The following is a 21,065-nucleotide window of genomic DNA, read 5'->3' as shown; positions in this document are numbered from 1 at the left end:
CACTGCCATGTCCTTCTCTGCATCCCCCACCGAAGAGGCTTCCGAGCACGACCTGGGCCCGCTGGCCTGGGTGCTGGACGAGCTGCGCAAAACCCTGGAAACCGCCGTTAAATCGCTCAAGCGCTATGTGCGCGAGGCCGATGCGTCGCAGGCCGCCGGTTTTGCCGTGCCCGATACCAGCCACCTGGGCACCGCGCTCCAGCAACTGCACCTGACCGTGGGCGCGCTGGAGATGGTGGGCATGATGCCGCCGTCGCTGTTGCTGCGCGCCATGGAGGCGGCGGTGGCCAAATGCCTGGACAACCCCAGCCTGTGCACCCCGGAGGCGGTGGACAAGATCGAACGCGCCGGGTTTGCCGTGGTGGACTACCTGGAGGCCGTGCTGGCCAGCAAGCCGGTGTCGTCGGTGGGTCTGTTTCCGCAGTACCGCGAAGTGCAGGCTCTGGCGGGCGTGGCCCAGGTGCATCCGGCCGACCTCTGGCCGCTGGAGCCGCACTGGCGTGATATTGCCGTGGCCGAACCGGTGCCCCCGCTGGCCTACGCGCCTGCGGTGCGGGCGCGGCTGGACCAATGCGTGCTGAAGGTGGTCAAGACCGGCGACCCGGTGGCCGCCCAGGAACTGGTCCGCATCTGCCTGGGTTTTGCCCAGCACCAGCAGCGCCAGTCCGAACAGGTGTTTTGGAACATCGCCGCCGCGTATTTTGAAGCCCTGTCGCTGGGGCTGTTTGCCTCGGACGTGTATTCCAAGCGCATTGCCTCGCGGGTGCTGACCCAGTACGCCGCCCTGGCCAAGGGCGATGCCACCATTGCGCCCCGCCTGGTGCAGGACATGCTGTTTTTCTGCGCCCAGGCGGTGCCAGTGCAGGCCGCCGATGCGCCCACGCTGGCTGCCGTGCGCCAGGCCTACGGTTTGCAGCGCCATGCGCCCATCGACTATGAAATGCGGCCCTTTGGCCGGTTTGACCCGGCCTTGCTGGCCCAGGCGCGCAAGCGGCTGGCGGCGGCGGCCGAGACCTGGTCGGCCCTGGCCGGGGGCGACACGCACCGCTTCAAGCCCGCCCTCGACCAGTTCGCCATGGTCGGCGAATCGCTGACCAAGCTGCATGCCGGTAGCGCCGTGCTGGCGCAGGCCCTGACCCACGCGGTCGAGTCCACGGTGCGCTCCAAGGCCCCGCCGTCCACCGCGCTGGGCATGGAAGTCGCCACCTCGGTGCTGTACCTGGAGGCCGCGTTTGAAGAGCTGGACCAGGCCGATGCCGAGCTGGCTGCACGGGCTGCTTTGCTGGCCGACCGCTTGACGGCGGTGGGCCAAGGTGCCCAACCCGAACCCCTGGCCCCGTGGATGGAAGAGCTCTACCACCGCGTCAGCGACCGGCAAACCATGGGCAGCGTGGTCGATGAACTGCGCCATACGCTGGCCGAGGTCGAGCAGGCGCTGGACCAGTTTTTCCGCACCCCGCGCGAGAAAGTGCCGCTGTCCAAGGTGGCGCACCAGCTGACACAGATGCGCGGCGTGCTGTCGGTGCTGGGGCTGGACCAGGCCTCGCACGCTGTGATGCGCATGCGCGAGACGGTCGATGGCTACATGGCCGACGACCTGGGCGACCCTGCGACCCAAGCTGCCAGTTTTGACCGGCTGGGCAACAGCCTGGGCGCATTGGGCTTTTTGATCGACATGCTGGGCTACCAGCGTGCACTGGCCAAGAAGCTGTTTAGCTACGACGAGGCGGCGGGCGAATTCAAGCTGGCGATGGGGCGCAGTACCGTGTCGGCCGCAGATTCGGTGCAGGCACCGTACCAGGACGCGCTGGAAGAGCGGGCCGCCGAGGTGCAGGAGCCGTTGCCGCTGCTGGAGGCCGAGCCCTGGGCCATTTCCGAACTGCCGGAACTGCTGGATCTGGACCTGGCCACCGTGGCCGCTCCGCTGGAGCCTGCCGCGCCTGTTTCCGAACCTGAACCGATATCTGCGCCCGCAGAAGACCTGGAGCCGGTGTCGGTGCAACTGCCCACCGAGCCGGAGCCAGAATTCACCCTGACCGCCGCTGCACCAGACCAGGGCCAGGTCACCGAGATCAGCCCCGCACCGGCACCCGCCGTGCCGTCCCCGGCGGCCGAGCTGTCCGAAGACGATGCCGAGCTGTTGGGCATCTTTCTGGATGAAGCCCGCGAAGTGGTGCATACCGGCCAGGGCGCGGTGGCGGCGCTGGTCGCCGCACCCAGCGATCCCGGGCCGCAAATCACGCTGCGCCGCGCCTTCCACACCCTCAAGGGCAGTGCCCGCATGGTGGGCTTGACCGAGCTGGGCGAAGCCGGTTGGGCCCTGGAGCAAATGGTCAACGGCTGGCTGGCCGAGCAAAGCCCGGCCCACCCCGATCTGCTGCAGGTGGCGGGCGATGCCCTGAACGCCTTTGGCCTGTGGGTGGAAGACATTGCCGTGGGTGCCGCCCAGCACTGGCGAGCCCAGCCTTTCCGTGCCTCTGCCGATGCCCGCCGTCTGGAGTTGCGCTACCTGCCGCTGGCCGTGCCGCAAGCCTCCGCCGACGTGCTGGACCCTGCGCACTTGCTGGTCGACATGCCAGAACCGGTGGTGGAGTCGGTCGTCGAAGAAGCCATGGCAGCCGAGTTGCCTGAGCTGCTGCCCGAAGCGGTGGCAGCAGTGGAGCCCGAGGTAGCGGCAGAGGAACTACCCGAGCCCACCGACAGCGCCCTGCTGCCGCTGGACACCCCGGTGCCCGACGAGGCCACCAAGGTCATCGGCCCGCTGCGCATCGGCATCCCGCTGTACAACGTCTACCTCAACGAGGCCGACGAATGGTCGCGCCGCCTGCTGACTGAGCTCAGCGAGTGGTCGCTGGAGCTGCACCAGCCGCTGCCCGAATCCACCGTCTCGCTGGCGCATTCGCTGGCGGGCAGCTCGGCCACGGTGGGCTTTCAGGCGCTGTCGCAGATGGCGCGGGCGCTGGAGTCGGCGCTGGAACATGTGCAGTTGATGCCCCAGGGCACGGCCCGGCACGCGCAAATTTTTACCGACGCGGCCGAAGAGATCCGCCGCCTGCTGCACCAGTTTGCGGCCGGTTTCCTCAAAGAACCGCATCCCGGCGTGCTACAAGCCCTGCGCGATGTGCTGGAAGACAGCCCGGTGCCCGTGCCCGCCGCTGTGCCAGAACCCGAAGAGGAGGCCGATGCCCAGGAGCTGGCCGATCTGGCCCTGCTGGATGCGGTAGAGGAGCCTATTGCCGCCGTAGAGGAGCCAGTCGAGGCCCCCGTGCCTGTTGAGGCGCTACCCGAATTCACTGCGGCCCCGCCGTCCGACTTCGATGAAGAGATCGATCTGGACGACGTGATCGATGTCGATCTGTTTCCGATCTTTGAAGAAGAAGCCGCCGAACTGCTGCCCCAACTGGGCGGTGCCCTGCGCCAATGGTGGGCCCGGCCCGATAACGGCGGTGCCCGTAACGAGGTGCTGCGCGCCCTGCACACCCTCAAAGGCAGCGCCCGCCTGGCCGGTGCATTGCGCCTGGGCGAAATGGCCCATCGCCTTGAAACCGAGATCGAGCGCCTGGGTGCCGAGCCGCTGCAGTCGGCGCAGATCGAACCGCTGTTGTCGCACTTCGATGCCTTGCAGACCCAGATGGACAGCCTGCGCCAGGCCCATTTGCGCGTGCCCAGCGAGGCCGAGGAGCAGCCTGCGCCACCCAAGACCGATGCCAAGCCCGAAACCTCGGCCATCATCACCCTGCTGACACCGGCGCAGCCCGCTGCCGTGCTGCCTGCGCCGCGCCTGATGGCCCACCAGTCGGTACGCGTGCGCTCGCAGCTGCTGGACCGGCTGGTTAACCAGGCGGGCGAGGTCATCATCACCCGCACCCGGCTGGAGACGCGCCTGTCGCAGTTGCGTGGCGCACTGGCCGACCTGACCGGTAACCTGGAACGCATGCGCGGCCACCTGCGCGACATTGAGGTGCAGGCCGAGTCGCAAATGCAGTCGCGCCTGGCCCTGGCCAAGGACACGGCGCAGGGCTTCGACCCGCTGGAATTCGACCGCTTCACCCGGGTGCAGGAACTGACCCGCATGATGGCCGAGTCGGTCAACGACGTGGGCACGGTGCAGCGCAATCTGCAGCGCACCATCGAGGGCACCGAGGACGACTTGGTCATCCAGGCCCGCCAGGCCCGCGAACTGCAGCGCGACCTGCTGCGCACCCGCATGGTCGAATTTGAAGGCATTGCCGAGCGCCTGTACGCCGTGGTGCGCCAGGCCTCCAAAGACACCGGCAAATTCATCAAGCTGGACATCACGGGTGGTTCCATCGAGATGGATCGCGGCGTGCTGGACCGCATGGCCCCGGCTTTCGAGCACCTGCTGCGCAACGCCGTGGCCCACGGCATCGAGTTGCCCGATGTGCGAATAGCGGCGGGCAAAACCGCCATCGGCAACATCCTGGTCGAGCTGCACCACGAGGGCAACGACATCTCGGTGCGCTTTGCCGATGACGGTGCCGGGCTGGACATGGACCGCATCCGCCAAAAAGCCCTGGACCAGGGCCTGGTGCAGGCCGACGCGCAGCTGGACCCGGCGGCCGTGGCCGACCTGATCTTCCTGCCCGGCTTTTCCACCGCGGCGCAGATCACCGAGCTGTCGGGCCGCGGCATCGGCATGGACGTGGTACGCGCCGAAGTGCTGGCCCTGGGCGGGCGTATTGAAACCCAAACTGCCGCCGGGCAGGGCACGCAGTTCAAGCTGGTGCTGCCGCTGACCACGGCGGTGACGCAGGTGGTGATGCTGCGCATGGGCACGCTGTCCATCGGCGTACCCGCCAACGTGATCGAAGTGGTGCGCCGCATGCCGCAGGCCGAGCTGGCCCAGGCCTATGAGAGCCAAACGGTGGACGTGGCGGGCGAGGCCGTGCCCTTCTATTGGGGCGGTGCGCTGCTGCAGTCGTCACGGCAGAGCAGCGAGCCGGTGGGCAAAAACAGCGCGGTGGTGATCTTTCGCAGCGCGGCGCAGCGCCTGGCCCTGCACGTGGACGAGGTGCTGGGCAACCAGGAGGTGGTGGTCAAAAACCTCGGGCCGCAGCTCTCGCGTTTGCCCGGCTTGTCCGGCATGTCAGTGCTGGCATCGGGTGCGGTGGTGCTGATCTACAACCCGGTGGCGCTGTCCTCGGTTTACGGTGTACAGGCCCGCCAGTGGCAAATGGGCGTGGGCGATGTGTCTGCGCTGCTGCCCACGGTGCAGCACACGCCGCTGGTGCTGGTGGTGGACGACTCCATCACCGTGCGCCGCGTCACCCAGCGCCTGCTGCAGCGCGAAGGCTACCGTGTGGCCCTAGCCAACGACGGCTTGCAGGCCCTGGAGCGGCTGCAGGAAGAAAAGCCCGCCCTGGTGCTGTCCGACATCGAGATGCCGCGCATGGACGGCTTCGACCTGACCCGCAACATCCGCAGCGATGAAGCATTGAAAGACCTGCCCATCATCATGATCACCTCGCGCATGGCCGAAAAGCACCGCGAGCACGCCCGTGCGCTGGGCGTGAACCACTACCTGGGCAAGCCGTATCCGGAAGAAGAGCTCTTGAGCCTGGTGCGCCGTTACACCACAGAAAATAGCAGTGTTTTAGGCCTCTAGCGCCCATTCCGTGGGCGTGAGAGGCTATAAATTAAATAGCGTTTCTGTCAAGGCAATGCATGCGGCTTCTTGACCATCGCGTAGCGCAACAGGGTGCGGGCGCGGGCCTCGTCGTGCGCCACGATGGGCAGCGGGTAGGTTGTGCCCAGCACCACCTCCGCGGCCTGCAACTCCATCGGTTTGGCCAGCCAGGGCGCGTGGATGGCGGCGTTGGGTAGCTTGGCCAGTTGGGGCAGGTAGCGGCGGATGAACTTGCCCTCGGGGTCGAACTTTTCGCTTTGGCTGGTGGGGTTGAAGATGCGAAAGTACGGCTGGGCATCGCACCCGCTGGAGCTGGCCCACTGCCAGCCGCCGTTGTTGGCCGACAGATCGAAGTCGTTCAGGTGGGTGGCAAAGTAGGCCTCCCCCCAGCGCCAGTCCAGCCCCAGGTCTTTCACCAAGAAGCTGGCCACCACCATGCGCAGGCGGTTGTGCATGTAGCCGGTCTGGTTGATCTGGGCCATGGCCGCGTCCACCAGCGGGTAGCCGGTGCGGCCCTCGCACCAGGCGGCAAACAGGGTCTTGGCGGCCTTGCCATGCTCCCAGGCGATCTGGTCATATTCAGGCTTGAAAGCGCCTTTGGCGGCGTGCGGAAAGTTGCTCAGGATCTGCGCATAAAAATCCCGCCACACCAGTTCGCTGAGCCACACGCTGGCCCCCTGGATGCCCTGCAGGTGCAAGGGGTAGGCGGCTGCCGCCATCTGCCGGATCGATACCGTGCCAAAGCGCAGGTGCACGCCCAGGTAGCTGGGGCCCTTGACGCTGGGGAAGTCGCGGGTGGCGTGGTACTGGTCCATGCGTTCGAAGAACTCTTCAAACAGCTGCTGCCCGCCGCTTTGCCCCGTAGGCAGCTTGAGCTGGGCCAGGTTGGTGGGCTCAAAGCCCAGCGCCTGCAAGCTCGGCACGGGCTGGGCATTCTGGCGTGGTGCCAGGCGTGCGGCGTATTTTTCCACCGGGTAGGACTTCAGATAAAACGCGTCTACCTTCTTGAGCCAGGCATTCTTGTACGGCGTGAACACGCCATATGGGCGGCCCTGCTGGGTCAAAATTTCCCTGCGCTCGAAGACCACGTGGTCCTTGTAGGTGTGCAGCGCAATGCCCTGGTGCGCCAGGGCGCCCAACACCATGGCATCGCGGGCCAGGGCCTGCGGCTCGTCGTCGTGGTTGGCAAACACCGCCTGGGCGTGCAGCGCCTTGGCCAGCGCCGGAATCGCCTCGCGGGCGGCGGCGTGCAGGGTGATCAGGCCGCTGCCGGGCTGCAGCGCGCGCAGGGCGGTGTCCAGCTCGGCCACGGAGGCCTGGATGAACTCCACCCGGCGGTCGGCGCGGGGCAGGCTCTCCAGAATTTCGGTGTCAAACACAAACACGCAGTGCACCTGCTGGCACCACTTGAGCGCGTGGTACAGCGCCGCATGGTCAAAGCTGCGCAGGTCGCGGCGGAACCAGACGAGGCCGGTGGCGAAGGTGTCAGATCGGGGGTGGGCTAGCATTCCACGATGTTAACGGCCAGCCCTCCACGCGCAGTTTCCTTGTACTTGGTCATCATGTCGGCCCCGGTTTCGCGCATGGTCTTGATGACCTTGTCCAGGCTCACGAAGTGGCTGCCGTCGCCGTGCAAGGCCATGCGGGCGGCGTTGATGGCCTTGACGGAGGCAATGGCGTTGCGTTCGATGCAGGGGATTTGCACCAGGCCACCCACCGGGTCGCAGGTCAGGCCCAGATGGTGTTCCATGCCGATCTCGGCGGCGTTCTCCACCTGCTCGGGCGTGCCGCCCATCACCGCGCACAGGGCGGCGGCGGCCATGGAGCAGGCCACGCCTACCTCGCCCTGGCAGCCTACTTCGGCCCCCGAGATGGAGGCGTTTTCTTTGTACAGCATGCCGATGGCGGCGGCGGTCAGCAGAAAGTCGATCACGCCGCTGGGCGTGGACGTGGCCACAAAGCGCACGTAGTAGTGCAGCACGGCGGGCACGATGCCTGCGGCCCCGTTGGTGGGCGCAGTGACCACACGGCCCCCGGCGGCGTTTTCTTCGTTCACGGCCAGGGCGTATAGGTTCACCCAGTCCAGCACCTGCAGCGGGTCGCGCAGGGCCAACTCGGGGTTGGCGCAGAGTTTGGTGAACAGGTCGGCAGCCCGGCGCTTGACCTTGAAGCCACCGGGTAGCACGCCCTGGGTGCGGCAGCCGCGCACCACGCATGCTTGCATGACGGCCCAGATTTTGTTCAGCCCTGCGTCGATCTCGGCATCGCTGCGCCAGTGCTGTTCGTTGCGGCGCATCAGCTCGGCAATCGAGATGCCTGCGCCCTTGCACTGGGCCAGCAGCTCGTCGCCGCTGTGGAAAGGGAAGGGCAGCACGGTGGTGTCGGGGGCCAGCACTTTTTGTTTGTTGCCGTCGGCGGCCACTTCGTCGCTGACGATAAAGCCGCCGCCCACCGAGTAGTAGCAGCGGTTCAGCAGCTCGGCACCGTCGGCGTCAAAGGCGATGCAGCGCATGCCGTTGGGGTGGAAGGGCAGGGTCTCGCGGCGGTAGAAGGCCAGGTGGTCTTTTTCCTTGAACGCCACCGGGTGCACCCCGCCCACGCGCAGCAGGCCGGTGGTGCGGATGGCTTCCAGCAGGGCGGGAATGGCTTCCACGTCCACGCTTTCCGGGTCATGGCCTTCCAGGCCGAGCAAGACGGCTTTGTCGGTGCCGTGGCCCTTGCCGGTAGAGCCCAGCGAGCCGTACAGCTTGACCTCGACCCGGGCACACGCGCCCAGCAGGCCCTGGTGCGCCAGCCGCTCGGTAAAGATGCGGGCGGCGCGCATGGGGCCGACGGTGTGCGAGCTGCTGGGACCGATACCGATTTTGAAGATGTCGAAAACACTGACGGCCATGGTGGGCTTTCTGGTGGTGGGCGGGAGGGAGAGGCCCCCACCCCGGCCCTCCCCCGGAGGGGGAGGGAGGGATGCAGGGGGCGGTGTTTTCTAGCGCTGTGCGGTTTGGTAATCGGGGTGGACGAAATACGGTGCGTCCGAGCGCGGCAGGGCGGCTTTGCCCCGGATCGCGTCGGCCATCTTCTCGGCCAGCATGATGGTGGGTGCGTTCAGGTTGCCGCTGATCACGTCGGGCATGATGGACGCGTCCACCACCCGCAGATTGCCGATGCCGTGCACGCGGCCTGCACCGTCCGTCACAGCCATGTCGTCGGTGCCCATGCGGCAGGTGCAGGACGGGTGCAGGGCGCTTTCACCGTGCTCGCGGATGTGGGCATCGATTTGGGCATCGGTCTGCACGTCGTCCTTGGGCGACACGGCATCGCCGCGGTACTTGTCGAACGCGGGCTGGCTGAAGATTTCGCGCGTCAGGCGGATGCCAGCGCGCATTTCCTTGCGGTCCTGTTCGGTGGCCATGTAGTTGAACAAGATGCGCGGCGCATCCTTGGGGCTGGCGGTCTTGAGCGTGACCGCGCCGCGGCTGGTCGGGCGCATCGGCCCCACATGCGCCTGGAAGCCGTGGAAGCTGGCGGGCGCACTACCGTCGTACTGGATGGCCATGGGCAGAAAGTGGTACTGCAGATCGGGGTGCTTCACACCCGCTTCGCTACGGATGAAGCCGCCCGACTCGAAGTGGTTGGTGGCCCCCAGGCCGGTGCCCTTGAGCATCCATTCCGCGCCGATCTTCACCTTGGCCACCGGGTTCATGGCGCTGTACAGGGTGATGGGTTCCTTGCACATGTACTGCACATAGGTTTCCAGGTGGTCCTGCAGGTTCGCCCCCACGCCGCGCAGCGCGGCAACAATGGGGATGCCGAGCTTGCGCAGGTCGTCCGGGTTGCCCACGCCCGAGAGCATGAGCAGCTGTGGCGAATTGATGGCCCCGCCGCACAGAATCACCTCGCGGTTGGCACGGATCAGGTCAGTGCGGTGGCCGTGGACCACCTCTACGCCTATGGCGCGCGGCGGGCTGGTATCAGGGGCGAAGGCTACCTTGGCGACCAGCGCGCGGGTGCGTACCTGCAGGTTGGGGCGCTTCATGGCGGGCCGTAAATAGGCCATCGCGGTGCTCCAGCGGCGGCCCTTGTGGACAGTCATGTCCATGGGGCCGATGCCCTCCTGGCGGTATCCGTTCATGTCGGCGGTGTAGGCGTAACCCGCTTGCTGCCCGGCTTCGATAAAGGCCTGGTACAGCGGGTTCTCGCATGCCCCGGTGGATACGTTCAGTGGGCCGCTGTCGCCCCGGTAGGCATCGCCACCTTTGCCGCGGGTTTCGGCTTTGCGGAAGTAGGGCAGGCAGTCGGCGTACGACCAGTTTTCCAGCCCTTTGTACGAAGCCCAGCCGTCGTAGTCCAGCGCGTGCCCGCGGATGTAGACCATGCCGTTGATGCTGGACGAGCCGCCCAGGACCCGGCCGCGCGGGCAGTACATGGGGCGGTTGTCCATGAAGGGCTCGGGTTCGGAGTGGTAGAACCAGTTGAACTTGTCGTTGGCCAGCGGGTAGGCAAAGGCCGAGGGCATGTGGATGAAGATGCTGCGGTCGCCCGGCCCGGCTTCGAGGAGCAGCACTTTCACGTCCGGGTCTTCGGTCAGGCGGTTGGCCAGTACGCAGCCCGCAGAGCCTGCGCCGACGATGATGTAGTCGAAATTTTCGTTGCTCATTTAGCTTGATCTCAGCGGTAGCCGCAGGCGACTTCGCCCAGTTCCACGTACACGGTTTTCAGCTGGGTGTAGTGCTCCAGCGCAACCATGCTGTTCTCATGGCCGATGCCGGACTCGCCCGCGCCGCCGAAGGGGATTTCGATGGGCGTGATGTTGTAGTTGTTGATCCAGCAAATGCCCGCCTTCAAACGCGCCGCCACGCGGTGGCCGCGGGCTCCGTCGCGGGTGAACACGCCGGCGGCCAGGCCAAAGCGGGTGGCGTTGGCGCGCTGGACCACCTCGGCCTCGTCGTCAAACACCAGCAAGGCCATCACCGGGCCGAAGATTTCTTCCTGCACGATGGCCATGCCGTCGGTGCAGTCGGCAAAGATGGTGGGGGCGACGAAGTTGCCGTTCTCGCAGCCTTTGACGCTGACAGCTGTGCCGCCGCAGACCAGGGTGGCCCCGCCTTGCACACCCGCATCGATGTAGCCCAGCACCTTGTCGCGGTGGGCGGCAGAGATGAGCGCGCCGACTTCGGTTTCAGGATCTTTCGGGTCGCCCACGCGCAGCAGCAGGGTGCGTTCTTTCAGGCGGGCTAGAAATTTATCGGCAATGCCGCGCTGCACGAACACGCGGGTGCCGTTGGTGCAGATTTCGCCCTGGGTATAGAAGTTGGCCATCATCGCGGCGGTCACGGCCTGCTCGAAGTCGGCATCGTCAAACACGATCAGCGGCGACTTGCCGCCCAGCTCCATGGTCACCCGTTTCAGGGTGGCGGCGGCGCTGGCCATGACGCGCTTGCCGGTGGGGATGGAGCCGGTCACCGATACCTTGGCCACGCCCGGGTGGGCCGCCAGCAGTGCACCGGTAGTGCCCCGGCCTTGCAGCACGTTGAACACGCCGGGGGGCACGCCCGCCTCCAGGTAAATCTCGGCCAGCTTCACGGCGGTCATCGGTGTCAATTCCGATGGTTTAAAAATCATAGCGTTCCCCGCAGCCAGCGCGGGCGCAGACTTCCAGCACGCTATCTGGATCGGGTAGTTCCAGGCACCAATGCCCACGCACACGCCCAGCGGCTCGCGGCGGGTGTAGGCAAAGGCGTTCTTCAGCGGGTACTGGGCACCAGCCAGGGTGGCGGCGGCTCCGGCGAAGTATTCGATGCAGTCGGCCCCGCTGGCCACGTCGACCACGCAGGCTTCCTGCCAGGGCTTGCCGGTGTCTTGCACCTCGATGGCGGCCAGGGTGTCGTTGCGCTCGCGCAGCAGTTGGGCGGCGCGGTGCAGGATGCGGCCGCGCTCGGTGCCGGTCATGGCCGACCAGATGGCAAAGCCTGCTTCGGCGGCGGCCACGGCGGCGTTGACATCGGCTTCAGCGCTGTCGTGCACACCGGCGATCATGGTGCCGGTGGCGGGGTTAATCGTGTCAAAGCGCTCGCCGCTGCCGTGCACGGGCAGGCCATTGACGAAGCTGGGGATCAGGGATGCAGTCATAAAAAATCTCGGAAAAATATCAGCGCAAAACAACCGTCTTCATGCCGTTGATGAACACCCGGCGCTCCAGCACAAAACGCAGCGCGCGCGACAGCACCAGGCTTTCAACCAGGCGACCGGCTTGCGACAAATGCTGGGGCGTGTCGGCGTGGTCCACGCGCTCTACCGACTGCTCGATGATGGGGCCTTCGTCCAGGTCGGTGGTGGCAAAGTGGGCCGTGGCACCGATGAGCTTCACGCCCCGGTCAAAGGCCTGCTGGTACGGCTTGCCGCCCTTGAAACCGGGCAAAAAGGAGTGGTGGATGTTGATGACGCGGCCATGCAGCTCGTGGCATAGGGCTTCGCTCAGCACCTGCATGTAGCGGGCCAGCACCACGTACTCGGCATCGGTGTCCAGAATCAGCTGCTTGAGCTTGGTTTCCTGGGCGGGCTTGGTGTCGGCGGTGATGGGCAGGTGGTGGAAGGGGATGCCTTCGGCGGCAGCCAGCGGGGCCAGGTCGGCATGGTTGGAGACGATGGCCACGATGTCCATCTTGAGTTCGCCGCGCCGCCACTGGGCGATGAGCTCGCGCAGGCAGTGGTCGAACTTGGACACCATGATCAGCACGCGGGTGGGCACGGCCAGGTCATGCACCTGCCACTGTGCCTGCGGAAATCCCACCGCCAGTTCGGAAAACGCGCTGTGCAAGGCCTGTACCGAACTGGTCAGGCTGAACACGCTGCGCACGTAAAAGCGCTCGGTGCTGTGGTCGTCAAACACCGAAAACTGTTCGATGTAGGCCCCGTGCTGGTTCAGCAGATGCGAGACGGCGGCCACCTGGCCCTGGTCGCTGCCGCAGGCCAGGTTCAGGCAGTAATGGGTGGAGGGGGTCGTGGTCATGGCAATAAATGTTGCACACCCCCAGGCTGCGCACTTCGTGTCTTCGCCAACCCCCTTGCAGGGGGCGAACCCGACGGTCCGGCGAAGCCGGTCCCGTGGGTTCCTGGCGTAAGAGCCGTTGTGCCCTGACGGAGGTAGTGGAAAGTTGGCGAGGAGTTACTTCAACGAGGCCGTGACAGCCGCCAGGCCGTCTTTGCCGTCCAAGGTGGTCACACCCTTGAGCCAGCCGTCCAGCACGCCGGGGTTCTTCTTCAGGTAGGTGCGGGCGGCATCGTTGGGCTTGGCCTTGTTGATGATGTCCACCATCACCATGTTCTCAATCGTAGTGGTGAACTGCAGGTTTTTCAGCAGCGTGGCCACGTTGGGGCAGCGGGTTTCATAGCTGGGCGGGATGGCGGTAAAGACCTTGGACTCGCCGTAGTTGGGGCCAAAGCCGCTGGTGTCGCCGCCTTCCAGGTACTTCATCTTCATCTGCACGTTCATGGGGTGCGGCTCCCAGCCCAGGAACACGATGGGCTTGCTGGCGCGGCCTGCGCGCTGTACTTCGGCCAACATGCCTGCTTCGCTGGACTCGACCATCTTGAAGCCCTTGAGGCCGAATTCGTTCTTGTCGAGCATGCCCTGGATGACCAGGTTGCCGTCGTTGCCGGGTTCGATGCCGTGGATCTTGCCGTCGAGTTCGGTTTTGAACTTGGCGATGTCGGCAAAGGTCTTCAGGCCCTTGTCATACAGGTAGGCGGGCACGGCCAGGGTGTACTTGGCACCCACCAGGTTGGGGGTGTCCAGCACCTTGATTTGCCCGGCCTTGATGAAGGGCTCGATGATGGGGGTCATGGTGGGGTTCCAATAGCCCAGGAAGGCATCGATCTGCTTGGACTTGATGCCCGCAAACGTGATCGGCACCGAGGCAATGGTCACCGTGGGCTTGTAGCCCAGGCCTTCCAGTACCACCGAAGCCAGGCCGGTGGTGGCGGCAATGTCGCTCCAGCCCACGTCGGCAAAGCGCACGGCTTTGCAGCTGGCAGGGTCGGCGGCAAATACCATTTGCGCGCAGAGGGTGGCGGCAGCGATAACGGCAAGTTTGAGTTTCATGACCAGTTCCTTGGAGGTGAGGCTAAGACACCCCGGACTTTTACAGGTTGACACGCCAGAACTTGGCTGAGAACGACGCGGAGTTGTTCCAGGGCGGCAGTGCTGAAAAACAGGCAAAAATCCGGGCACTAAATAGGCTACCCGTGCTTATTCAATGAGCACGAGCAGCTATTTTTTAATTAGCAAACAATGGCGTGGATGCTAGAGGCAGGTTTTAGCCACGCTGCAGCACCCAGGCCGCAAACGGCGGCAGCAGGCCGTCGGCACGCGCCTCTACCGTGGCCAGCAAGGGCTGCCAACCGGCAGGTGGCGTGTATTTTTGGGGGCTGGCGGAGAAGTTGAGCACGGTGAGCGTGTGCGGGGTGGCCAGGGTGATGATTTCCGTCGCCGGGTCGGCGGCCACCTGCACCTGGTCGCGCTGGCGGGGGCCGAGCTGGCCGCTGCGTTTCAAGGTGATGAGTTGGCGGTACAGGGCCAAAATGGCCTGGTTGTCCGGCGCATCCAGCAAATGCCATTGCAGCTTGGAGGCCTCAAACGTGCTGCGCGCATGCGGGTCGGGTGGTTCCACGCCATCGGCACCGTCAAAGGCAAAGTCCGCTTTACGGCCCGCGCGCACGCCGTCGATCAGCGCCTGGTCTTGGAAGTCTTCAAAGAACAAAAACGGCGCGGTCTCGCCGTATTCTTCGCCCATGAACAGCATGGGCACAAACGGGCTGGCCAGCACCGCGGTGATGCCCAGCAGCGCCTTGGCCCGGCCATGGGTGGCCAGCATGCGGTCGCCCAGCAGGCGGTTGCCCACCTGGTCGTGGTCCTGGATGTGCACTACGTGCTCACACCCCTGGGTGCTGGCCGCGTCGGTGCCCAGAAAGTATTTGTAGATATTGTCAAAGCGCGTGCCGTCCAGCACAAAGCCGTCGCGCAGGGCTTTTGCCACGTCGGCAAAGCTGCCGAAGTTGGCGTAGTGGCGGCTGGTTTCGCCGGTGAGCTTGGCAAACACGGCATGGTTCAGGTCATCGTTCCATTGGGCGTGGTAACCAAAGCCTTGCTCGGAGGTCACAAATCGGTTGTTGCGCAGGTGCTCGGCAATCATCAGCACCTCGCGGCCCTGGGCCTGGCCGATGCGGCGGGCCAGGTCGGTGCATTCGCGCAGGATGTGCACCGGCATCACGTCAAAAATCAGCGACACCGCGTCCATGCGGAAGCCGTCGAAGCCGATGTCTTCCAGCCAGTAGCGGGTGTTTTCCAGGAAGAACTCGCGCACGCCGTGGTTGTACTCGCCGTCAAAGTTGATGGCAGCCCCCCAGGGCGTGGCCGCGCTCTTGGTGTAGGGCGCAAACGCCCCGGTGTAGTTGCCCTCGGGCCCGAAATGGTTGTAGACCACGTCCAGGATGACGGCCATGCCGTGCTGGTGCGCGGCTTCGATGAAGGCTTTGAGGTCGGCATAGCTGCCGTACGCCGCGTGCAGCGCAAACAGGCACACGCCGTCGTAGCCCCAGTTGCGCTCGCCCGGAAACGCCGCCAGCGGCAGCAGCTCGATGGCGGTGATGCCGAGGTCGCGCAGGTAAGGCAGCTTGTGCTGCGCCGCAGCCAGCGTGCCCTCGGGCGTGAAGGTGCCCAGGTGCAGCTCGTAAAGGATGGCATCTTCCATCTTCACCCCCGTCCAGCCGGGGCTGTGGGCGGGCGTGGCATCCACCACCATGGACGGGCCGTGCACGCCCTGCGGCTGGTAGTGCGATGCCGGGTCAGGGAAACGCTGGCCATCCACCTCCAGCCAGTACAGCGTGCCGGGCGGCAGCCGGTCGGTGCTGCCATGCCAGTAACCCACCGCATCGGCGGTCAGGGCGATGCGGCCCGGCGGCTCGACCAGCAGCACGCTGAGGCTGTTTTTTTGCGGCGCAAAGACGCGGAATGCCGAGCGCCCGTCGGCGGTAATGTGGTGGCCTATGGCTGCCATGGTGTGTGTCTCCAGCTGGGGGAAACGATGGTAGCAGGCACCCATATCCGCAGGCATCAGGGCACAACTCAGGGCTTCACATACGACTTGGTGCTGTACAGCGCGGCATCGAGTTTGCGCAGCACAGGCAGGCCGGTTGTAGCGTCTTTGGTCTGCTTGTCGATGTAGGCCTGGAACACGTCGGCATCGAGCACGCCGATGTCGAGGCGGCGCGCGGCGGGCACGGCGGCCAGGGTGGTGTAGCCATCGCCGCCGGTAGCGTTGAAGCTCAGGACAAACAGCTTGTAGGTTTTGGCCAGGTCGAGTGCGCCCCAGTTACCGGTGCTGGGGTTGCGCACCTCGATATTGGTGACGCGGCTGCCCCGGGCCTGGGTGGCGTTCACGTCAAAACGCAGGCCGCCGGTGTAGGGGTAGGGGCCGGTGGAGCCGCCGGTGCCGTACACCGCGTGCATGCCGTCCTCCAGCATGCTCTTGACTTCTTGGCCGGTGATCTCCAGGCGGAACAGCATGTTGCCGAAAGGCAGCACTTCGATGACGTTGGCAGCGGTGACGTTGCCGTTCAGTGGCACCCGCACGCCGCCGCCGCTTTGCAGCGAAATATCGGCCCCGCCGTACTGGGCGTTGGCCACTTCCAGGTACGACTGGGCTACCAGCTGCTGGATGTCGCCACCGCGCAGGCCCACTTCGCCCAAGGCATTGCAGGCTGCGCTGGAGCGGCTGTAGTCGGTGGTGCCGACCCCGCCCGGCACCCGGCGCGAGCACAGCTCTTGCGGCACGCTGGCGACCAGGCTCTTGCTGAACACATCCACCTTGTCCTTGAACGGCTTGAGCGTGGCGGTGGCCGCGGTGCTGGGGGTGGTCACGCGCAGAAAGCCGCTGGCGGCCACGTCGGCCAGGATGCTGGATTTTTGCGCCTCGGTGGCGGCCACACCGGCCACCGTGAAGCTGTCGCCGATCAACACGTGCGGTGTGCCGGTGCAGCTGGTCACATCGCCATTCGCGTCGAAGGCCACCTTGAGCTCGCCCACCACCTGGCTGTACTCCCAGGCTTGCACCAGGCAGACCTTTTTGCCGTCCTTGTTGCTGAGCTGCGTGGGGTAACTGCCCGCCGGTGAACCCACGCCATACGTGGTCAGGCTGTTAGGACCGAGCAGGGTGTGCGAATCGCCGCCCACCACCACATCCACGCCACTGAGTTTGGCGATGACCGCCTGGTCGTATTGGTAGCCGATGTGGCTCATCACGATGATCTTGTCGACACCTCTGGCGCGCAGCGCGTCGATCTCGCGCTGTGCGGCCACGGTCTCGTCTTCGAACGTGGTGTCCGGGTCGGGACTGGACGATGCCTTGGTCTTGGCGGCAATCGTCAGGCCCACCAGGCCAATGGCCTGGCCGCCGCGCTGCAGCACCACCGACTTGTTGACGTAGCCCGGCACCTTGGTCGGAAACATCACCGAGCTGGCACCAAAAGTGACGTTGGCGCTGAGCACTGGAGTCTTGCAGCTGCCCTTGTGCAGCAGGTCGATAAAGCTCTTGACGCCGCTGTCCCCCTTGTCGAACTCGTGGTTGCCCAGCGTAAACGCATCGAAGCACACGGTGTTCATCATGGCGGCATCGGCCTCGCCATTGGCACCTGCACGGTTGAAATACAAGGTGCCGGTTTGCGCATCGCCCGCATGCAGCTTGAGTACGTTGGACGACTTGGCCGCCAGTTCGTCTATTGCCGCTGTGACGCGCGGGAAGCCACCTGCGTTGGCGGTGACCGCGCCCGCCGTGCCACCGGTGGTGGTTTTGAGCTGCAGCACCTTGTTCTTGCTGTCCAGGTTGGAGTGGTGGTCGTTGATGTGCAGGATGGTGAGCTCCATCGGCTGCGACGGGTTGCCGCCGCCACCGCATGCGGTCAACACGACAGAGGCTACAAGGCCCAGGGCGAAGGCGTAAGGGGTGCGTTTCAAGGTGCGTCTTTCAGGATTCAAAAGCGCCCATGCTATGGAGTGGCCATGAAAACGGCGTGACATGCTGTCGCGGTTTCCAGCTATCCGCGCTGGGTACGGGAGGGCGTTGGATGGAAGCGCATAAGGCTTTCATGCATCAAGCACTGTATCAATTTAAATTAATATTTGTATACATTGAAATTTAATGATTTATTGTTTACAAGTTGATGCGAGCCAGGCCGTGGCTGACGAGCGTGCCGATGCCCCGATTGTTGGACCTTACCTCCAGCAACCCCCGCCGCCGCGCCCTGCCGATAGAATGAGTTGTAAACAAAAAGATACATCTCATGGGCTTGCGACTTAAATTCAATCTGGTGTTGGTGCTGGTTTTTCTAGCGGGGTTTTTGGCCGCCGGGGCGGTGTCGCGCCAGCTGTTGCAGGACAACGCGCGGGACGAAGTCGTGCGCAATGCCCGGCTGATGATGGAAACCGCCGGTGCGGTGCGCAACTACACCATCACCCAGGTGCAGCCGCATCTGCTCAAGCAGCTCGAAGAGGTGTTTTTGCCGCAAACCGTGCCTGCCTACGCGGCCACCGAGACGCTGAACCAGCTGCAAAAGAACTACCCCGAGTACAGCTACAAAGAGGCGGTGCTCAACCCCACCAACCCGCGTGACCGCACGGCCGACTGGGAGGCGGATGTGGTCAACCAGTTCCGCCAGCACGAGGCCGTGCGCGAGATCGTGGGCGAGCGGCCTTCGCTCACCGGGCGCAGCCTGTACATTGCCAAGCCCATCCAGATCACCAACGGAGCCTGCCTGCAGTGCCACAGCGTGGCCGCCGCCGCGCCGCCCACCATGCTGAAGATTTACGGCGCGGCCAACGGCTTTGGCTGGAAGCACAATGAAATCGTGGGCGCGCAGGTGGTGTCGGTGCCGATGGAGGTGCCGCTGGCCAACGCCAACCGGGCCTTTACCGCCTTTATGGCTTCGCTGGCCGGGGTGTTTGGGGTGGTGTTCATCGTGCTCAATGTGATGCTGAGCTGGCTGATCGTGCGGCCCATCCGCCGCATGTCGCTGGCGGCAGACGGCATTTCTACCGGCGACTTCAACCAGCCCGAGTTCAGCGAAAAAGGCGGTGACGAAGTCGCCGTGCTGGGCAGTTCCTTCAACCGCATGCGCCGCAGTCTGGAAAAGGCCATGCAGATGATTGACGACTAAGCCCATGGCGGAGCCCGGCGCAGTGCCCCAGAACACCCCGGCCGATGCGGCCAGCCTGCCGGTGGGCTACCGCATGCTCGAATACCAGATCCAGAGCGTGCTGGGCAGCGGTGGCTTTGGCATCACCTACCTGGCCCGGGACGACAACCTGGACCTCACGGTGGCCATCAAGGAATACTTCCCCAGCGGCCTGGTGGCCCGGGGCGAGAACCACGCGGTAGCGGTGCGCGAAGGCCACCACAGCGCGCAGGCCAAGTACGACTGGGGACTGCAGCGCTTTCTGGATGAGGCCCGAGCCCTGGCCTCGTTTCGCCACCCCAACATCGTGCGGGTGCTGCGCTATTTCAAGCAGAACGACAGCGCCTACATCGTGATGGAATACGAGGTGGGCCAGCGCCTGAAGCGCTGGGTGCCGAACCAGGCGCCGCTGACCCGCGACGCGCTGCTGTCTATCGTCCACCCGCTGCTCGACGGCCTGGACGCGGTGCACCAGACCGGCTTTTTGCACCGCGACATCAAGCCCGACAACATCTATGTGCGCGCCGACGGTACCCCGGTGCTGCTGGACTTTGGCGCGGCCCGCCGCGTCAGCAGCGACAGCGCCATGACTAACATCATCAGCCCGGGGTTTGCGCCGTTCGAGCAATACCACTCCCAGGGCAAGCAGGGGGCCTGGACCGATATCTATTCGCTGGGCGCGGTGATGTACTGGATGACCACCGGCGAGAAACCCACCGAATCCGCCGCCCGCGTCACGCAAGACACCATGCCGCCCGCCTCCAGCCTGGGCGATGCCGGGGTGTTTGGCAGCAAATTGCTGCAGGCCATTGATTGGGCGCTGCTGCCCGATGAAAACCGCCGCCCGCAGACGGTGGCCTTGTTCCGTGCCGCGCTGGTGGAGGCCGCCAAGCCGCAGGCCAACGATATGCTGGCTTTCCCGCTGGCCCCGGACAACGGCCTGACCAACCATACGGCCGCGGCCCGCATACCGGCCGACCAGCGGCGCAATCTGCTGTGCACCATTTTGTTTCTGGACCTGGTGGGCTATTCGATCCGCTCGGTGGATGGCCAGGTGGCGCTGAAGAAGGTGTTCAACGGGCTGATCGTCAAGGCCTTGCACGGCATTGCCGAAGAAACCCGCATCGCCATCGACACCGGCGACGGCGCGGCCATCTGCTTTTTGGGCGACCCGGAAGAGGCCTTGCAGTCGGCCATGCTGCTGCGCGACCTGCTGGGGCAACGCTATGGCAGCCACATGGCGGTGCGCATGGGCCTGCACATGGGGCCAGTGCGCATCATTTCGGATATCAACGAACGGGTCAACGTGGTGGGCGACGGCATCAACGTGGCCAAGCGGGTGATGGACTTTGCCCAGGCCAACCAGTTGCTGGTGTCGCGCTCGTACTTCGATGTGATCTCGCGCATTACCGACAGCACGGCCGCGCTGTGCCGCTACCTGGGCCAGCACGCCGACAAGCATGGCCGCCTGCACGAGGTGTATGCGGTGGAGGGCCAGGCGCCAGGCACCGAGACCACGCTCAAAATTACGCCACCCGGTAGCACCGCCTACACCACGACAGTGCGCCTGCAGACCGCCAACGTGCTGGCACCCGAGAAGGTGCTGGAGATCGAAACCGAGTTGTCGCGCCACATCGGCCCGCTGGCGCGGGTGCTGGTGCGCAAGGTGCTGCCGCTGGCGCAGGACATCAACCACCTGCGCGAAACCCTGGCCCCGGCGATCCAGGAGTCGCGCACGCGGGCTTCGTTTTTGGCAGGAACCTCTGCTGCGGGCCAGCCACAGCCGGGCAGCAAGACCACACCCAGCGGCTTCCAGGCCACCACCGGTGCCGCAAGCCTGTCCCCGGATGGGCTCGGTTCGCGGCCCATGCCGCTAAGTCAAGCGCCTAGCCTGCCGGTCGTGAGCCGTCCCAGCAGCCTGGGCAACCCCGGGGCCAGCCAGTCAGCATCGCAGCTGCAGTCGCAGTCGTCTATGCACCCGTTTGCCATTACCTCAGATGAGCTGGCCACCATCGAGCTGTGCTTGGGCAAGTTCATCGGCCCCATCGCCCGGGTGCTGATCCGCAAAAAAGCCGGGCACTGCACCAGCTTCAAGGACTTCATCGCCACCATCGCCCAGACCATCGACCGACCGGATCAGCGCGAGCAGTTCATCCAGTCGCTCAAGCGCGCACTGCCCAAACGAAGCTATTGA

11 protein-coding genes are annotated in these 21,065 nt (G+C 65.1%); 3 read left to right on the top strand and 8 right to left on the bottom strand.

The window, feature by feature from the left end:
* Positions 1-7 precede the first annotated feature (7 nt).
* On the top strand, positions 8-5,626 hold the full coding sequence (locus AC097O_RS03295; protein ID WP_479591448.1) for an Hpt domain-containing protein: 5,619 nt from the start codon (positions 8-10) through the stop codon (positions 5,624-5,626).
* Positions 5,627-5,673: 47 nt separating this feature from the next.
* On the opposite strand, the gene AC097O_RS03290 is transcribed toward AC097O_RS03295, so the two are convergent.
* From AC097O_RS03290 to AC097O_RS03255, 8 genes are all read right to left on the bottom strand, one after another.
* Complete coding sequence (locus tag AC097O_RS03290) at positions 5,674-7,155, bottom strand: cryptochrome/photolyase family protein (RefSeq protein ID WP_479591447.1); 1,482 nt, start codon at positions 7,153-7,155, stop codon at positions 5,674-5,676.
* Positions 7,149-8,540, bottom strand: a complete 1,392-nt coding sequence (locus AC097O_RS03285; RefSeq protein WP_479591446.1) for an L-serine ammonia-lyase — start codon at positions 8,538-8,540, stop codon at positions 7,149-7,151. The genes AC097O_RS03290 and AC097O_RS03285 overlap by 7 nt, the downstream gene beginning before the upstream one ends.
* 90 nt (positions 8,541-8,630) lie before the next feature.
* On the bottom strand, positions 8,631-10,301 hold the full coding sequence (gene betA, locus AC097O_RS03280; RefSeq protein ID WP_479591445.1) for a choline dehydrogenase: 1,671 nt from the start codon (positions 10,299-10,301) through the stop codon (positions 8,631-8,633).
* Positions 10,302-10,312: 11 nt separating this feature from the next.
* Positions 10,313-11,773 (bottom strand): betaine-aldehyde dehydrogenase, encoded by a 1,461-nt coding sequence (gene betB / locus AC097O_RS03275; RefSeq protein WP_479591444.1) that lies wholly within the window; start codon positions 11,771-11,773, stop codon positions 10,313-10,315.
* Between the two features lie 19 nt (positions 11,774-11,792).
* Positions 11,793-12,653 carry a formyltetrahydrofolate deformylase gene (gene purU, locus AC097O_RS03270; RefSeq protein ID WP_479591443.1) on the bottom strand — a complete coding sequence of 287 codons (861 nt, stop codon included), beginning with the start codon at positions 12,651-12,653 and terminating at the stop codon, positions 11,793-11,795.
* Between the two features lie 156 nt (positions 12,654-12,809).
* On the bottom strand, positions 12,810-13,745 hold the full coding sequence (locus AC097O_RS03265) for a choline ABC transporter substrate-binding protein (protein WP_479591442.1): 936 nt from the start codon (positions 13,743-13,745) through the stop codon (positions 12,810-12,812).
* A 214-nt stretch (positions 13,746-13,959) separates the two neighbouring features.
* Complete coding sequence (gene treZ / locus AC097O_RS03260) at positions 13,960-15,699, bottom strand: malto-oligosyltrehalose trehalohydrolase (protein ID WP_479591441.1); 1,740 nt, start codon at positions 15,697-15,699, stop codon at positions 13,960-13,962.
* 68 nt (positions 15,700-15,767) lie between these two features.
* Positions 15,768-17,717, bottom strand: a complete 1,950-nt coding sequence (locus tag AC097O_RS03255; protein WP_479591440.1) for a bifunctional metallophosphatase/5'-nucleotidase — start codon at positions 17,715-17,717, stop codon at positions 15,768-15,770.
* A gap of 263 nt (positions 17,718-17,980) precedes the next feature.
* Between AC097O_RS03255 and AC097O_RS03250 the strand changes: the two genes are divergently transcribed.
* Together AC097O_RS03250 and AC097O_RS03245 are read left to right on the top strand one after the other, a co-directional pair.
* The gene (locus tag AC097O_RS03250) at positions 17,981-18,853 is read left to right on the top strand and encodes a Tll0287-like domain-containing protein (protein WP_479591439.1); all 873 of its coding nucleotides are present in this window, start codon (positions 17,981-17,983) and stop codon (positions 18,851-18,853) included.
* A 4-nt stretch (positions 18,854-18,857) separates the two neighbouring features.
* Positions 18,858-21,065 (top strand): protein kinase domain-containing protein, encoded by a 2,208-nt coding sequence (locus AC097O_RS03245; protein ID WP_479591438.1) that lies wholly within the window; start codon positions 18,858-18,860, stop codon positions 21,063-21,065.

The sequence above is a fragment of the Rhodoferax sp. LS1P39 genome, from assembly GCF_056521425.1.
The sequence above is the reverse complement of the archived record's forward strand: the minus strand, read 5'-3'. Positions and strand labels throughout refer to the sequence as shown.

Coding starts and splice junctions, on each gene's coding strand:
- AC097O_RS03265 (WP_479591442.1), bottom strand. CDS start 13,745: ATGAAACTCAAACTTGCCGTTATCGCTGCCGCCACCCTCTGCGCGCAA.
- purU (WP_479591443.1), bottom strand. CDS start 12,653: ATGACCACGACCCCCTCCACCCATTACTGCCTGAACCTGGCCTGCGGC.
- AC097O_RS03285 (WP_479591446.1), bottom strand. CDS start 8,540: ATGGCCGTCAGTGTTTTCGACATCTTCAAAATCGGTATCGGTCCCAGC.
- treZ (WP_479591441.1), bottom strand. CDS start 15,699: ATGGCAGCCATAGGCCACCACATTACCGCCGACGGGCGCTCGGCATTC.
- AC097O_RS03250 (WP_479591439.1), top strand. CDS start 17,981: ATGGGCTTGCGACTTAAATTCAATCTGGTGTTGGTGCTGGTTTTTCTA.
- AC097O_RS03295 (WP_479591448.1), top strand. CDS start 8: ATGTCCTTCTCTGCATCCCCCACCGAAGAGGCTTCCGAGCACGACCTG.
- betB (WP_479591444.1), bottom strand. CDS start 11,773: ATGACTGCATCCCTGATCCCCAGCTTCGTCAATGGCCTGCCCGTGCAC.
- betA (WP_479591445.1), bottom strand. CDS start 10,301: ATGAGCAACGAAAATTTCGACTACATCATCGTCGGCGCAGGCTCTGCG.
- AC097O_RS03245 (WP_479591438.1), top strand. CDS start 18,858: ATGGCGGAGCCCGGCGCAGTGCCCCAGAACACCCCGGCCGATGCGGCC.
- AC097O_RS03255 (WP_479591440.1), bottom strand. CDS start 17,717: ATGTCACGCCGTTTTCATGGCCACTCCATAGCATGGGCGCTTTTGAAT.
- AC097O_RS03290 (WP_479591447.1), bottom strand. CDS start 7,155: ATGCTAGCCCACCCCCGATCTGACACCTTCGCCACCGGCCTCGTCTGG.